The sequence below is a fragment of the Novosphingobium sp. ZW T3_23 genome (assembly GCF_044987305.1).
Classification (GTDB): domain Bacteria; phylum Pseudomonadota; class Alphaproteobacteria; order Sphingomonadales; family Sphingomonadaceae; genus Novosphingobium.
The window spans coordinates 1-14,931 of the sequence record NZ_JBJDRF010000047.1; the positions used below are offsets into that span (position 1 = coordinate 1).

General features: G+C 68.7%; 13 protein-coding genes and 2 riboswitches. Of the genes, 1 reads left to right on the forward strand and 12 read right to left on the reverse strand.

Translation table 11 applies throughout. The annotated features are described in order from the left end of the window. Window positions 1–135: 135 nt before the first annotated feature. The 9 genes from cobU to ACI3K3_RS19445 are packed head-to-tail and all read right to left on the reverse strand — an operon-like array spanning window position 136 to window position 8,626. Window positions 136–642 (reverse strand): bifunctional adenosylcobinamide kinase/adenosylcobinamide-phosphate guanylyltransferase, encoded by a 507-nt coding sequence (gene cobU / locus ACI3K3_RS19405; protein WP_404916646.1) that lies wholly within the window; start codon window positions 640–642, stop codon window positions 136–138. Then, window positions 639–2,090, reverse strand: coding sequence for a cobyric acid synthase (locus ACI3K3_RS19410; protein ID WP_404916648.1), 1,452 nt, complete (start codon window positions 2,088–2,090; stop codon window positions 639–641). Before ACI3K3_RS19410 ends, cobU begins: the two co-directional genes overlap by 4 nt. Continuing rightward, complete coding sequence (gene cbiB / locus ACI3K3_RS19415; RefSeq protein ID WP_404916650.1) at window positions 2,078–3,025, reverse strand: adenosylcobinamide-phosphate synthase CbiB; 948 nt, start codon at window positions 3,023–3,025, stop codon at window positions 2,078–2,080. The genes ACI3K3_RS19410 and cbiB overlap by 13 nt, the downstream gene beginning before the upstream one ends. Further along, window positions 3,022–4,005: a threonine-phosphate decarboxylase gene (locus ACI3K3_RS19420; RefSeq protein WP_404916652.1), complete on the reverse strand. Its 984-nt coding sequence runs from the start codon at window positions 4,003–4,005 to the stop codon at window positions 3,022–3,024. The genes cbiB and ACI3K3_RS19420 overlap by 4 nt, the downstream gene beginning before the upstream one ends. Then, on the reverse strand, window positions 4,002–4,733 hold the full coding sequence (locus ACI3K3_RS19425) for an adenosylcobinamide-GDP ribazoletransferase (RefSeq protein WP_404916654.1): 732 nt from the start codon (window positions 4,731–4,733) through the stop codon (window positions 4,002–4,004). Before ACI3K3_RS19425 ends, ACI3K3_RS19420 begins: the two co-directional genes overlap by 4 nt. Then, window positions 4,730–5,311 (reverse strand): histidine phosphatase family protein, encoded by a 582-nt coding sequence (locus ACI3K3_RS19430; RefSeq protein WP_404916656.1) that lies wholly within the window; start codon window positions 5,309–5,311, stop codon window positions 4,730–4,732. Before ACI3K3_RS19430 ends, ACI3K3_RS19425 begins: the two co-directional genes overlap by 4 nt. Next, window positions 5,308–6,342, reverse strand: coding sequence for a nicotinate-nucleotide--dimethylbenzimidazole phosphoribosyltransferase (gene cobT / locus ACI3K3_RS19435; RefSeq protein WP_404916658.1), 1,035 nt, complete (start codon window positions 6,340–6,342; stop codon window positions 5,308–5,310). Before cobT ends, ACI3K3_RS19430 begins: the two co-directional genes overlap by 4 nt. Then, window positions 6,339–6,746 carry a DUF1636 domain-containing protein gene (locus tag ACI3K3_RS19440; protein ID WP_404916660.1) on the reverse strand — a complete coding sequence of 136 codons (408 nt, stop codon included), beginning with the start codon at window positions 6,744–6,746 and terminating at the stop codon, window positions 6,339–6,341. The genes cobT and ACI3K3_RS19440 overlap by 4 nt, the downstream gene beginning before the upstream one ends. Next, window positions 6,746–8,626 (reverse strand): TonB-dependent receptor plug domain-containing protein, encoded by a 1,881-nt coding sequence (locus ACI3K3_RS19445; RefSeq protein ID WP_404916712.1) that lies wholly within the window; start codon window positions 8,624–8,626, stop codon window positions 6,746–6,748. The genes ACI3K3_RS19440 and ACI3K3_RS19445 overlap by 1 nt, the downstream gene beginning before the upstream one ends. A gap of 222 nt (window positions 8,627–8,848) precedes the next feature. After that, window positions 8,849–9,041: riboswitch (cobalamin riboswitch) on the reverse strand. 68 nt (window positions 9,042–9,109) lie between these two features. Beyond that, a riboswitch (cobalamin riboswitch) is annotated at window positions 9,110–9,315 on the forward strand. A 100-nt stretch (window positions 9,316–9,415) separates the two neighbouring features. Between ACI3K3_RS19445 and ACI3K3_RS19450 the strand changes: the two genes are divergently transcribed. Next, on the forward strand, window positions 9,416–10,903 hold the full coding sequence (locus tag ACI3K3_RS19450) for a cobyrinate a,c-diamide synthase (protein ID WP_404916662.1): 1,488 nt from the start codon (window positions 9,416–9,418) through the stop codon (window positions 10,901–10,903). Window positions 10,904–10,958: 55 nt separating this feature from the next. On the opposite strand, the gene paoC is transcribed toward ACI3K3_RS19450, so the two are convergent. The 3 genes from paoC to paoA are packed head-to-tail and all read right to left on the reverse strand — an operon-like array spanning window position 10,959 to window position 14,763. Continuing rightward, window positions 10,959–13,157, reverse strand: coding sequence for an aldehyde oxidoreductase molybdenum-binding subunit PaoC (gene paoC / locus ACI3K3_RS19455; RefSeq protein ID WP_404916664.1), 2,199 nt, complete (start codon window positions 13,155–13,157; stop codon window positions 10,959–10,961). Then, a complete protein-coding gene (locus tag ACI3K3_RS19460) occupies window positions 13,154–14,101 on the reverse strand; it encodes an FAD binding domain-containing protein (RefSeq protein ID WP_404916666.1) in 948 nt (315 codons plus the stop codon). The genes paoC and ACI3K3_RS19460 overlap by 4 nt, the downstream gene beginning before the upstream one ends. Continuing rightward, entirely contained in the window at window positions 14,098–14,763 is a 666-nt protein-coding gene (paoA, locus tag ACI3K3_RS19465; protein ID WP_404916668.1) for an aldehyde dehydrogenase iron-sulfur subunit PaoA, read from the reverse strand. Before paoA ends, ACI3K3_RS19460 begins: the two co-directional genes overlap by 4 nt. Between the last annotated feature and the right edge of the window lie 168 nt (window positions 14,764–14,931).

Sequence of the window (14,931 nt, forward strand, 5' to 3'; positions counted from 1 at the left end):
CCCAGCCGCGCCTCGCTCTAAGAGCCGCGCCTCGCTCGATGGCTGGCGCCTCAAGACCGACAGCGATCCCGGATCAAGTCCGGGATGACGAAGACAAGCCGCTCCCTCACCCGGAGCGGCTTTTTTCTTGCCGCCTTACTTCAAGGTCAGCGGCAATCCCGCCGCGACGAACACCGCGTGCGTCACCGTCGCCGCGACCTGCTGGTTGAGCCGCCCCGCCTCGTCGCGGAACCGGCGCCCCAGCGACGTATCGGGGACGATCCCCAGCCCCACTTCATTGGCGACCAGCACGAGCGGCTTCGGACAGGCGGCAATCGCGCGGCAAAGCCCATCGAAGCGAGGCTGCAACGCCGCGTCCGCCATCATCAGGTTGGAAAGCCAGAGCGTCAGGCAATCGACCAATACCGCGTCCGCCTCCTCGGCCGCGCGCTCGATCGCCTCGGCAAGTTCGACCGGCGCCTCCCGTGTCGACCAACGCGGCCCACGGTCCTCCCGGTGACGGGCGATCCGCGCTTCCATCTCATCGTCCAGCGCCTGCGCCGTGGCGATATAGACCAGCCGCCCCGGCACCGCTTCCGCAAGCGCCTGCGCATGGCGGCTCTTCCCCGAGCGGGCACCGCCGAGAACCAGAGTGCAGGTCATGCGCGATACTCCGTGAGGGCCAGCAAGCCATCGATGTCGAGATGGCGCTCCATCTCTACGGCCAGTTCGTCCAGCGCGGCATCCACCCCGGCGTGATGATCAAGCCCGTCGCTGGTTCCGCCCAGCCGCGCCAGCAGTTCGGCGCGCAGCCCGGTCGAGGCGAGCAGGCCGTGGCAATATGTCCCCATGATCCGCCCGGAGGCGTCGATCGCACCGTCCGGCCGACCGCCCAGCATGGCGAAAGGTGCGGCGTCACCCCGCTCGGTAACGCCCATGTGCATCTCGTAGCCGGCCATTTCCGCTCCCATCGCCACGCCCGAAACCTCTCGCAGGGCCTTGCGATCTCCCAGCACGGTCGTCACGTCGAGCAGGCCGAGCCCCGCGATCTCCCCCGGCGCGCCCTCGATACCCAGCGGATCGGCGATCGAGCGCCCCAGCATCTGGTAGCCGCCGCAGATACCCAGGATCATGCCGCCGCGCCGATGATGCGCCAGCACATCGATGTCCCAGCCTTCGGTGCGCAGGAAGGCCATGTCCGCCATGGTCGCCTTGGAACCCGGCAGCACGACCAGCGCCGCTTCCGCCGGGATCGGCGTACCCGGCGGGAGCATCGCCACCTCCACGCCCGATTCCTGCCGGAACGGATCGAGATCGTCGAAGTTGGCGATGCGCGGCAGGATCGGGCAGGCCACGAGCAGCTTGCCAGAACCGCCACCCAGCCCGCGTTCGAGCACGACCGCGTCCTCGCTCGGCAGGCGTCCCACCGCAGGGGTCCACGGCATGACGCCATAGCCCCGCCAGCCGGAAAGCCGCTCGATCGCCGCATAGCCATCCATGAAAAGCGCCGGATCGCCCCGGAACTTGTTGATGAGGAAGCCCCGGATCATTGCCGCGTCCTCGGGATCGATCACGGCCCGCGTTCCCGCCACGGCGGCGATCACCCCGCCCCGGTCGATATCGCCCACCAGCACCACCGGCACTCCGGCCTCGCGCGCGAAGCCCATGTTGGCGATGTCCCCGGCGCGCAGGTTGATCTCGGCAGGCGAGCCCGCGCCTTCCACCACCACCAGGTCGCAGCGCGCCTCCAGCCGCCGATAACTGGCCATGACTTCGGGCAGCAGTGTTCGGCGGGCCTCCCGGAAGTTGGCGCTGCCCAGCGTGCCGCGCACTTCGCCGTGAACCACGAGTTGCGAGGTGCGGTCCGCCTGCGGCTTCAGCAGCACCGGGTTCATGTCGACGTGGAGCGGCACCCGCGCCGCCAGCGCCTGCAAGGCCTGCGCCCGGCCGATCTCTCCGCCCTCGGGCGTGACGGCGGCGTTGTTCGACATGTTCTGCGGCTTGAACGGCAGCACGCTGAGACCGCGATTGGAGAGGGCGCGGCACAACCCCGCCACCAGCACGGACTTGCCGACGTCCGAGCCGGTCCCCTGCAACATCAAGCCAGCCATGCCACTCCCGCCTCCACTCCCAGCGCGCCAAACCAGAGCAAGAGGCAGGCCCGGCGATAGATCGCCCGCGCCCGCCGCAAGTCCGCCGTTCCCGCCGAACGGCCCTCCTCCCCGATCCACGGCTTGGAGGCAAGGACTCCGTCGTAGACGATCGGACCGGCCAACCGCACGCCCAGCGCGCCTGCCATCGCCGCTTCGGGCCAACCGGCATTGGGCGAGCCGTGTCGCCCATGGTCGCGCATCATCACCCGCCAGCCGCCACCAGCAAGACAAAGCAACACGCCCGCCAGTCGCGCGGGCATCAGGTTCGCCAGATCGTCGATTCGTGCCGCCGCCCAGCCATAGGCGCGCAGCGGCTCCTCCGGGTGGCCGATCAGGCTGTCCGCCGTATTGATCGCCTTGTAGCCCCAGGCTCCGGGAACACCGCCCAGGAGCAGCCAGAACAGCGGCGCCGCCACGCCGTCGCAAAAGCTTTCGGCCAGGCTCTCGATGGCGGCCCCGGCCACGCCCGCCTCGTCCAGCGCGGCGGTATCGCGGCCCACGATCATGCCCACGGCATGGCGCGCCCGCGCAAGGTCGCCCGCCTCCAGCGCCGCCAGCACCGGGCTGACGTGGTCGTCGAGGCTGCGCGCGGCTAGCGCGGGCCATGCCAGCACCGCCAGCAGCAGCCATGCCCATTCCCCCGCCGATCCGCGCACCAGCCAGACCGCCAGCCCCATGCCCGCCAGCACGGCGCCGATCAGGCCCAGCATCGCGCCAAGCCCGGCGATGCGCCGTGCCATGTCCGACCAGTCCGGGCGGTTGAGCTTGCGCTCGCAGCCGGAAATCGCCTTCGCGAAGAGCCCGACGGGATGCCCGATCGCGTCATAGAGCCGTCCCGGCCAGCCGAGCACGCCTTCCAGCGCCATGGCGACGAAGGCGACCGGCGCGATCATCCGGCTACGCGCCCCAGCGCATCGTCCAGACGTGCGAGCGCGGCGGGATCGGCGGGCACTCCGAAGCGTACCCAGCCCGGGTGCTCGGAAAAGGGACGCACGAGTATCCGTTTGCCGGCGAGCCGCTCGAACAATGCCTGGTCATCGCAGCCGGTGACCAGCCGGAACAGCGGGCAACTGCCCTCGGCCATCAGACCATGGCGGCGCAACACGGCATCCAGCGCTTCGGCGCGGGTCGGCAGTTCGGCCCGCGTCCGGGCGATCCACGCGCTGTCCTCATAGGCGGCGGTTCCCAGCGAAAGCGCGGCGGCGTGGACCGGCCAGCTTCCCAGCATCTGCCGCAGCAGCAGCATGAGTGCGGGCGGCCCCAGCACGAAGCCCAGCCGCAAACCGGCCAGACCGAAGAACTTGCCGAACGAACGCAGGACGATCATCCGCAGCCCCGGCGCGACCGCATGGGCGACGCTGGACTCGGGGTGACAATCAGCGAAGGCCTCGTCGACGATCAGGAAGCTTCCGGAACGGTCGATCCGCTCGGCCCATTCGATCACCGCCTCCGGATCGCGCAGCACGCCGTCCGGGTTGTTGGGGTTGGCGAAGACGAAGACTTCCTTCGTCCCGGGCTGCTCACCGAACCGCGCCGGTCGGGAGGGGAAGAATGCTTCCCGGTGGGTGCGATAGCCGGGCACCAGCGAACGTCCCGGCAGGTCCAGCGCCTTGGCCAGCAGGCGCAGCGCGGTCTCGCTTCCCGGCACCGCGCAGCACAGTTCCGGTGCAACGCCGAAATGCCGCGCGGCTGCGGCTTCGAGCCGCGCCAGCGCCTCGGGGTCGGGCAAGGCCGTCCAGTCGATCGTTCCGGTGGCGGGCCATGGCCGGGGGTTGAGGCCGGTCGAGAGATCCAGCCAGTCCTCCGGAGCACCGCCGTAGACCTGCGCCGCCTCGCTCACCCGGCCGCCGTGGAAAACGAAAGCGCCGCTCATCGCGCGGCCACGAGGGCAAGCAGCAGCAGCGTTTCGACCACTTCGATCCCGGCACCGTGGCCGTCTCCCGAAATGCCGCCGATCCTGCGGTGCAGCCACCAGCCCCAGGCAGGTATTGCCACGATCGCGGCCAGCAGCGGCGGCGCGACGAGCAGGCTTACCGCCCCCCCAAGCACGACCCAGAGACCGACATGCCACCAGGTCACCGCCTTGCGAAATCGGCTACCCAGTCCCTCATGAAGCGACGGTAGCGCCAGGGTCCACGCCAGGGGCGCGATGCGCGCCAGCGGTGCCACGAGCAGCAACGCCCACCCCTGATCCGGAGCGAGACCGTGAAGCAGCACCAGCTTGGCCAGAAGTTGCATGCCGATCGCCACCACCGCGAAACTGCCGAGGTGCGGATCGGCCATGACTGCCGAGAGCCGCGCCCGCCGGGTGTCGTCGTTCATGGCCTTGTGCGCCGCGCCGGCGCCGTCCGCCACGTCGCCAAGGCCGTCGAGATGCAGCGCTCCGGTTATCGCCGCCCAGGCCAGAAGCCCCAGCAGCGCCGCGATCCATGGGTCGCCGCTCTGCCGTCCCAGCCACCAGGCACCGGCGACGGCCGCACCGACCGCCAGTCCCGCGACCGGGAACCAGCGCATGGATTTCGCGAAATCCTCCGGCTCGGCACGAACCGTCGGCAGCGGCAGGCGGGTCAGGAACTGGAGGGCCAGCACCAGCCGCCTCATGCCGGCTTTCCACTGTCGAGCGTGATGATCTGCGCGGCGGGCAGCCCATCGCCGGGCCAGACGCGCAGGCTGACGAAAGCGCCGTAAGGCAGTTCGAAAGCCCAGACCTGCCGGTGGTCGAACCCGAACAGCACCGACAGCGCAGCGCGCATGGCGCCGCCATGGGTAACGATCAGGCTGGCGCGATCGATCTGGGTAAGCGCATCGCCGACCCGCGCGCAGAGATGCGACCAGCGCTCGCCGCCCGGCGGCGCGAAAGTCTCCGGATCGTCCCAGAACCGCGCCTGCACGGAAGGGTCGAGCTGATGGGGAGCCAGCCCGTCCCACGCGCCGAAATCGAGTTCCCGCCAGCGCGGGTCCAGGTCATGGCTCTGCCGGCGCGTGACCGCGATCTGCGCGGCGGGGATGCTCGACCGGCGCAGATCGGAGGACACCACCCGGTCGAACGCGAGCCCCATCGCCCGCGTGACGCAGCGGGCCACGCCCGCAGGCGTCGGCGCATCGTCGCGATGTCCCAGCAGAAGTCCCGGCTGCTGCGGCGCGCCGTGACGCATGAGGTGGACGAGAATCCCGCTCACGCGCTTCCAGCCCCAGTTCCAGCTCCCGCCACGGCGGCTTCCTCGAAAGTGGCCATGCCCCCATGAGCCGCCAGCGCCGAGCGCACGATCTGGGCCGCCACCGCCGCCCCCGATCCCTCGCCCAGTCTCATGCTCAAGTGGAGCAGCGGGTCCAGCCCGAAGCGGTCCAGCAAGCGGGCGTGTCCAGCCTCGGCCGAACAATGCGCGGCCAGGCAATGCGCGAGGAACGCGGCATTGTCCGCGAACAGGGGCGCCATGGCGGCGCATGTGATGAAGCCGTCGAGCAGGACCGGCACACGCAAATGGCGCGCCGCCAGTACCGCGCCCGCCATGGCCGCGATCTCGCGCCCGCCAAGCCGGCGCAGGGTCTCGAAGGCATCCGGGCAATGCGTCCCGTGCAGTGCGAGCGCCACCGCGACCGCCTCCGCCTTGCGCAAGATTCCCGCATCATCGAGGCCGGTGCCGCGTCCCACCCATTCCCGAACCTCGCCCCCGAAAACCCGCGCCGCCAGCGCCGCGGCGGGGGTGGTGTTGCCGATGCCCATCTCGCCCACGAACAACAGGTCGCTGCCCGCCGCCACCGAAGCCGCGCCGGCATTGAGCGCCGCCAGGCACTCCGCCTCGCTCATGGCGGACTCTCGGGTGATGTCGCCGGTCGGGCGATCGAGTTCGAGCGGCACCACGGAAAGCTCTGCACCGCAGGCAGCGGTCAGGGCGTTGATCGCTGCTCCGCCCGCCTCGAAATTGGCGACCATCTGCGCGGTGACTTCGGGCGGGTAGGCACTCACCCCGCGCGCGGCGACCCCGTGGTTGCCGGCGAAAACGACGGCGCGGATAAGCTCTGCGCGTGGTCGCTCGCGCCCCTGCCACCCGGCCATGAACACCGCGATGTCCTCCAGTCGCCCCAGCGAACCGGCCGGCTTGGTCAGCCTGGCCTGCCGACTGCGCGCGGCCTCCGCCGCCTCGCCGTCCGGCGCGGGCAGGTCTGCCAGCGCCGCCGCAAAAGCGGCGCGGTCGTCGAAGCGGATCATGTCCCCACAAATCCTTCGGGCGGCGTCCGGGTGATGAAATGGCCTTTCACGCCCTGCGGCCACTCGCGATAGGGCACTTGCCCATGCTCGCTGGCGGCATGGCGCACGGCATATTCCAGGATCGCGCGGGCCGCGCCCTCGTCCGGCGCGAAGTCTCCGAGAACGTAACCGAGCTTGCCCGGCGCGCGGATCGCCACCGTGCAGTGGCGCTGGCAGGCGAACAGGCAGGGCATTTCCTGGACCGCCACGCCCTGAAGCGTGGTCTCGACCGCCTGCACCGCGCGCATCGCCTCGGCCAGCAGCACGCCGCCGCGACGGCCTTCGTCATCCTCGCGCGCTTCCGCCGAGTGACGGCAGGTGCTGCACACCACCACTGATGGACCGGGTTCGACGGGACGCAGCATCAGAAGCGGCTCCTCAGGCCCAGATAGACGGTGCGGCCGAGCGTGCCGTAGCCGCTTACGGTCTCATACTTCTCATCGCCCACGTTTTCGATACGTCCTTGAAGAATCAGCCCTTCCCTGACCTGCCACTGCGCGCGCAAGTCCACCAGCCAGTAGTCGTCGAGCGTCGCGGTGCCGGTCGCGGCGTTGTAGCTTTCGCCCGAATAGCGCGCGGCGACGCTTGCCCGCATGCCCTGCGGCAGGTCCACGCCCGCTTCGACATTGGCCAGGTGACGCGGCACGCGCTGAAGCTGGCGCCCGTAAGTGGCGCTGCCCTCCGTCCGGTCCTCGGCCTCGATCCAGCTGTAGTTGCCCTCGGCGAAGAGCACACCCCACCTGGCCGAAGCCGCCAGTTCCAGCCCGCGCGCATGGCTGGCCTTGACGTTGGCATAGTAGCCGAAGCGTGAGGTGGTGGTGCCGGGAACATAACACACATCCGGCAGGGCGCCGCTCGTGGGGCAATAGGCGAAGTCGATCAGGTTGTCGGTATCGCGCTCGAACCATGTCGCGGACAGGCGCAACGCCTCGCCGAAGCCCTGCTCGGCGCCGATTTCCCAGCCCTTGGCCTTTTCCGGGTTCAGGTCGTTCACGCCATACATGCTGAACAACTGGTAGAGCGACGGGGCCTTGAAGCCCTCGTCATAGCTGGCGCGCAGCACGGTGGCGCCGCCGTTGGGCGTATAGACCGCGCCCGCGCTGAACACCGTGTTGCCGCCGAAGCGCGACTGGTGGTCGTAGCGCGCACCGCCGCTGACGGTGAGGCCCACCACGGGCGTAACCCGCAACTCGCCGTAGACGCTGTTCGTATCCACCTTTTCCGGCGTCAGCACATAGGGCGTGGCGCTGTTCGAAGGCGATGCGGTGGTCATCCGCTGCTCCTCGCGCTCGGCGCCGAACACGGCCTGCACGGCGTCGGAGAACGTGTAGGTTCCCTGATATTCGAACCGGCGCACGCGGCCATGGGCATCGAAGGTGATCTGGCGGATCGAGCGGGCGGGGTCGTAGTTCCGGCGGTCCGTTTCGGTCTGAAGCACCGCCACCCGGTTCGCCAACCTGCCGCCGAACAGGGTGAAGTTGAGCCCGGCATAGCCCGACCATTCCTCCGTCCGGCCATAGGCCAGGGAGTCGCCCGAAGTGCCATCGAAATCGTTCTTCGAATCCGACCAGTAGCCCCGCACGTCGAGCGACACGCCCGGCGCGACCCGGAAGGTCAGGGTGCCGCTGGCGGCGCTGCGCTGGTAGCCGTCGTCCTCGGTGCCGTTGGACCGTGCCGAAATGCCGTCCGTGGTGAAGCGCGAGGCGGAGAGGCGCCAGTCCACCGCCTCGGAGGTGCCGCCTACACCGGCACGCGCCGAAACCGTGTCATGGGTTCCGGCTTCCAGTGCGAAGCTGCCTTCCAGCGGTTCGGTCGGGCGGCGGGTGCGGACGTTGACCACGCCGCCGATGGCATCGCTGCCCCAGAGGATGGACTGCGGGCCGCGCAGGATCTCGATCCGTTCGGCATCGTCCACGAACATGTTCGCGAAGCCATATCCGCCGGCGGTCGAGGACGCGTCGGACAGGCGCATGCCGTCGATCACAATCACCGACTGCCCGGCGTCGGCACCCCGGATACGCAGCGAGGTGGTGGTGCCGTAGCCGCCATTGCGCGAAATGCTGATGCCGGGCGTGCGCAGCAGCATGTCGGTAAGCGCGATCGGCTGCGCCGCGACGATCTGCGCTTCGTCCAGCAAGGTGACGCTGTCGGCCACGCGATCGGCCGCGACCGGGGTGCGCAGCGCGCTGACGACGATCCGGTCGGCAGTGGAGGCCTCCGCCGCCTCTTCGGCAGACGCGACCATGGGATGGAGAGCCAGTGCAAGAACAAGAGTGCTGGCGGCAGAAATTCGGAAGTTCACGGCATATCCTTTAAGCGAGCGTCGAACCCGGCCACGCTCGACAGGCAGGCGAAGGACATGCAGTCGCGAGACACGACGACAGGCCCTTTCGCGCCGCTTGCGGGCACGGCAGTGGCTGTCGCTCAGCGAGGAAATGCCCCGTTCGGCCGGCTCACCCTGTCCGGTCGAAGAACGACTGCGACGGGCAGGTCTCCTGGCTCACGGGTCAATGCCGTTTCGGCCGCCTTCTCAGGGGTTTGCACCCCCAATGGCGAAATGGCCGCACGGCTCTCCGCGTACAGTTGCAGGGGCAGCCCGGGTATTGAACCCGCGTTCCCTTTTGATCCCCTCGCGGGGAACCTGTCGCAGGGGCGCCCCTATCGGCTGGCGCTGCGCCGTGCAAGAGGGGGGCCGCGCCGATACTTGCGCAGGCCCGCGAAGTCCCATAGTCCACCCGGCGCAAGGGGTGCCCGCAAGGGCTTAATCGGGAAGTCCGGACCACGGAAGCTATCCGTGACTGCCGGCACTGCTCCCGCAACTGTAACCGGGGATGCGCCCCGCCACCACGCCATTGAAGCGGCCGCTTCGAGAAGGCGGCGGAAGGCGCGAGGATCCGGGAAGTCAGGAAACCGGCCCTTCGCCGTCGATCCTTCGCGCGGGCGGGATGTACCGGGCGGACGAAGTTCCTGCTCTCTTGCGGAAGAGGGCACCTTCGCGTGACGACTTACGAGCGTTTGCGTCGAAGGGGGAACTGTGAATCAACCGCTGCCAAGCCTGCCCGTCCCAGCGATATCTGCATCTCCATCCCTGGAGGCACCGGCAAACGCCTGCCCCGCGCTGCTCGTCACCGCGCCCTCGTCGGGGCAGGGCAAGACCCTAGTCACGGCCGCCCTCGCCCGCCGCCACGTCCGCGCCGGACGCCGGGTGCGCGTGTTCAAATGCGGCCCGGACTTCCTCGATCCCATGATCCACGAAGTGGCCAGCGGGGCGCCGGTCCACCAGCTGGACCTGTTCATGTGCGGCGAGGAGCAGTGCCGCGCGCTGTTGCACGAGGCGGCCAGTGAGGCGGACCTGATCCTGGTCGAAGGCGCAATGGGCCTGTTCGACGGCACGCCTTCCTCGGCCGATCTGGCCCGATTGTTCGGGCTGCCGGTGCTGGCCGTGCTCGACGGCTCCTCGATGGCGCAGACCTTCGGCGCGCTCGTCCACGGGCTCGCTACCTATCGCAAGGACGTGAAGGTGGCGGCCGTGCTCGCCAACCGCGTCGGCAGCGACCGCCACGCCGAATTGCTGGAACGCGGGATGCCCCAAGGCTCGGGCGTGCAATGGCTCGGCGCTCTGCGGCGTGACGAGGCCATGGGCCTGCCCGAACGCCATCTCGGCCTCGTGCAGGCAGGCGAAATCGCGGACCTCGAAGCCCGCATCGACCGCGCCGCCGACCTTATCCCCGAGAGTGCCCTGTGGCTGCCAGACCCCGCCTCCTTCCCGCCGGCCCGGTCCCCGTCGCTGCCGCCTGCCACACTGGCGGAGCGACGCATCGCCGTGGCCCGCGACGAAGCCTTCGCCTTCGTCTACCGCGCCAACCTGGACTTCCTGGAACGCGCGGGGGCGCTAGTGTCGTTCTTCTCGCCCTTGCGGGACGCCCCTCTGCCGGACTGCGACGCACTCTGGCTGCCCGGCGGCTATCCGGAGCTTCATCTGGCGGCGCTATCCGCCAATCGTCCGATGATCGAGGCGATCCGCGCCCATTTCTCGGCAGGCCGACCGATCCTCGCCGAATGCGGCGGTATGCTCTATGCCTGCGAAAGGCTCACGGATGCGGCGGGCGGCAGCGCGCCGATGCTGGGCCTGCTGCCTGCCCGCGCGACCATGCAGAAGCGCCTCGTCGCGCTTGGCATGCAGGAGGCGGTGCTGGACGGCCACGCGGTGCGCGGCCACACTTTCCACTATTCCCAGCTCGAAACGACCCTTCCCCCGATCGTGCTCGCCCAGACGCCGGACGGGCGCAAGGGCGAGCAGATTTTCCGCCACGGCCCGCTCACGGCGAGCTACATGCACTTCTATTTCCCTTCAGCGCCGGAGCTGGTTGCGGACCTTCTGCTGGGCCAGAATGGTGTCGGTGGTGAAACCGGCCCCCCCACTCCGGCCAACCGTCATCCTGAACTCGTTTCAGGATCCATCGCCCAGCACGCCCAGACGGAGCCGGGAGGCGGAATGGATCCTGAAACAAGTTCAGGATGACGTAGCCTGTTTCAGCGTGCCTCTCCGGGCCTGCCCAAGCTCGTGCCGTTAGGCGTCAGGCGATGGCAGGCAGCTTCGCCAGATACTTGTCGAGCGTGATCGGATAGTCGCGGACGCGCACGCCGGTGGCGTTGTAGACCGCGTTGGCGACCGCCGCGCCCACGCCACAAAGGCCGAGTTCACCCACGCCCTTGGCCTTCATGGGCGAGACTTTGTCGTCCGCCTCGTCCAGGAAGACCACCTCCTGGTGCGGAATATCGGCGTGCACCGGCACTTCGTATCCGGCAAGGTCATGGTTGACGAAGAAGCCGAAGCGCTTGTCGACCGCGAGTTCCTCCATCAGCGCGCCACCGACACCCATGGTCATGGCGCCGATCACCTGGCTGCGCGCGGTCTTGGGATTGAGGATACGCCCGGCCGCGCAGACCGCCAGCATCCGCCTCACCCGCGTTTCGCCGGTGTAGGAATCCACCGCCGCCTCCACGAAGTGCGCACCGAAGGTGGACTGCTGGAAGGTCTTGGCCAGATCGCCCCACTGCATGGTCTCCTCGGCAACGATCTCGCCGGACTTCGCCGCTTCCGCCAGCGCGGCCGAGCGATTGCCCGCGCGCACTTCGCCATCGACGAATTCCGCCGTCGCCGGGTCCATGCCCAGACGCTGCGCGGCCAGCTCGCGCAGCTTGGAACAGGCCGCGTAGACGCCCGAGGTCGAGCTGTTGGCGCCCCACTGGCCGCCCGAGCCCGCCGATGCCGGGAACGAGGAATCCCCCAGCTTCACGCGCACCTTCTCGACCGGCAGGCCCATCATCTCCGCCGCCGTCTGGGCGATGATCGTGTAGGAGCCAGTGCCGATATCGGTCATGTCCGTCTCGACCGTCACCATGCCGTCGGCCGCCAGTCGCACGCGTGCGGCCGAGGTCATGTTGATGTTGTTGCGGAACGCCGCGGCCACGCCGAGGCCGATCAGCCAGCGGCCCTCGCGGGTCTGCGCGGGCTTGGCGCTGCGCCGGTTCCAGCCGAAGCGCTGCGCGCCCTCTTCCAGGCAGCGCACCAGATTGCGCTGGGAAAACTTCCGCTCGGGATGCTCGGGATCGACCTGGGTATCGTTGAGCACGCGGAACTTCACCGGATCCATGCCAAGCTTTTCCGCCGTCTCGTCGATGGCGATCTCCAGCGCCATCAGGCCCGGCGCCTCGCCCGGCGCGCGCATGGCATTGGCCTCGGGAAGGTCCAGCTCCGCCAGCCGCATGGCGGTGAGGCGATTGGCCCCGGCGTAGAGCAGCTTGGTCTGCTGCGTCGCCGCCTCCGGACCGCCGCCGGGTAGATCGCCCGACCAGCTTTCATGCCCGATCGCGGTAATGTGCCCTTCGGTCGTGGCGCCGATGCGGATGCGCTGGATGGTTGCGGGCCGATGGGTGGCGTTATTGACCATGAACGGACGCGGCAGGGCGATCTTCACCGGCCTCCCGCAGGCCTTCGCACCCAGCGCCGCCATCACCGCGTCGGCACGCAGGAACAGCTTGCCGCCGAAACCGCCCCCGACATAGGGCGAGCGGACATGGACCTTCTCCGGCGGTATCTTGAAGGTGGCCGCCAGCTCTCTCTTGTTCCAGGCGATCATCTGGTTCGACGTCCAGACCGAAAGCGCGTCGCCTTCCCACCAGGCGATCGTCGCGAAAGGCTCCATCATCGCGTGGTTCTGGTCGGGCGTGGTGTAGGTCTGGTCGAACTTCACCGGCGCCGAGGCGAAAGCGCCTTCGAAATCGCCGGTATGGGTATCGGCGTCGCTTCCGGTCAGCGGCTGCGCGCCGGGTTTCGCCTTGGCCAGATCGAAGCGGCCATCGGCACGCGCATATTCGATCCGCACGGCATTGGCCGCGCTGCGCGCCTGCTCGAAGCTCTCCGCCACCACAACCGCCACGGCCTGGTGATAGTGCTCGATGGCCGGACCGCCCAGCAGTTTGGCGGTGTTCATCCTGCCCTTGCCAAGCGGCTGCGCATTCTCGGCGCTGACCACCGCCAGCACGCCGGGCATCCGCTTCGCCTCGGCCGTGTTCATCGAGACGATGCGGCCCTTGGCGATCCCTGCACCTATCACATAGCCATAGGCAGGCTTGGCGGGAACATCGCCATGCTCATAGGCATAGGGCGCCTGGCCGGTGGTCTTCAGCTTGCCGTCCACGCGATCGACGGCCTGGCCGATGACCTTCATCGCGTCGATCGGGTTCTTGCCCGCAGGCGTATCGAACTTCATGCCCGGTTCTCCGCGATAAGGGCCGCCAGCGTGCGTTCGGCCAGAGTGACCTTGAAGGCATTCTCATGGGTGGGACGCGCATCGGCGAAGGCTGTCTTCGCCACGGCACCGGCACCGCTCTGCAGTTGCGCATCGGCAGCCTCCACACGCCAGGGCCTGGGCGCCACGCCGCCGAAGGCGACCCGGCCGCTGCCGTCCTTGTTCAGCACCGCCGCGACGGACACCAGCGCAAAGGCATAGGACGCGCGGTCGCGGACCTTGTGATAGAAGTGCCGCCCGCCCAGAGGCTTGGGCAGGGTGACCGCCGTGATCAGCTCGCCGGGCTGGAGCACGTTCTCCACATGCGGGGTGTTGCCCGGAAGGCGGTGGAACTCTCCGACCGGCACGCTGCGGGTCTTGCCGGCGGCATCGACCGTCTCGACCGAGGCATCCAGCACGCGCAGGGCGATCGCCATGTCGCTGGGGTGGGTGGCGATGCAGGCGTCGCTGGTGCCGACCACGCCAAGCTGGCGGCTGAACCCGCCGATCGCCGCGCAGCCGGAGCCGGGCTTGCGCTTGTTGCAGGCCTGGTTGGTGTCGTAGAAATAAGGGCAGCGGGTGCGCTGGAGCAGGTTGCCGCCGGTGGTCGCCTTGTTGCGAAGCTGGCCCGAGGCGCCCGCCACGATGGCGCGGGTAAGCACGCCATAGTCCCGCCGCACGCGTCGATCCGCCGCCAGAGCAGTGTTGCTGACGAGCGTGCCGATACGCAGGCCGCCTTCCCCGGTCTCCTCGATCCGGTCCAGCCCGAGATCCTGCACGTCGACGAGGTGCGTCGGCGTTTCGATCTCCAGCTTCATCAGGTCAAGCAGGTTGGTGCCCCCGGCAATGAACTTGGCGCCCTTGTGGGCCGCTACGGCCGCGGCGGCGGCGGGCGTCTTCGCGCGTTCGTAAGTGAAGGCCTTCACGCTTCCACCTCCGCGTCATGGGTCTCGGCAATCCGGACGCCCGCCACTTCCGCCATGGCCTCGGCGATGTTCGAGTAGGCGCCGCAGCGGCAGATATTGCCGCTCATCCGCTCGCGCATCTCCAGCACGCTCATCTCCGGAGCACCGCCGACGTCGCCCTGGACATGGCTGGGAATGCCCGCCCTGATCTCCTCCAGCACCGCAACGGCCGAGCAGATCTGGCCCGGCGTGCAATAGCCGCACTGGAAACCGTCGTGCTTCACGAAAGCCGCCTGCATCGGGTGCAGTTCTTCCGGCGTGCCCAGCCCCTCGATCGTCGTCACCGCATCGCCTTCGTGCATGACGGCCAGGCTCAGGCAGGAATTGATCCGTGTTCCGTTCACCAGAACCGTGCAGGCGCCGCACTGCCCATGGTCGCAGCCCTTCTTGGTTCCCATCAGGCCCACGTGATCGCGCAGAGCGTCGAGCAGGGTCGTACGCGTATCGAGCGTGAGCGCCTGCCCCTTTCCATTGACCTTGAAGTTTACCGCCATCGTCGGGGGCTGCTGCGTCATGGGTGCCGCTCCTTCCGCGACGGCAGGCATGGCAGTTATGCCGACGCTTGCCGCGCCGCCTGCCAGAACCGACCGTCTGGATACCTCGAATTGCGCCGTCTCGCTCATTGCCCGTCCTTCGCACCAGGACGGCAGTTTCCGTCCGGAAGTCAGGAATAACGCATGAGATCGCGATAAGGCACTGGGTTAATTCGTATGAGGTCATGAACGGCGCTCATCAAAGAGCGTTCCCGTTTTCGGGAAGGTCAGCTGCAGGGCACATCCTCAACGACCCGG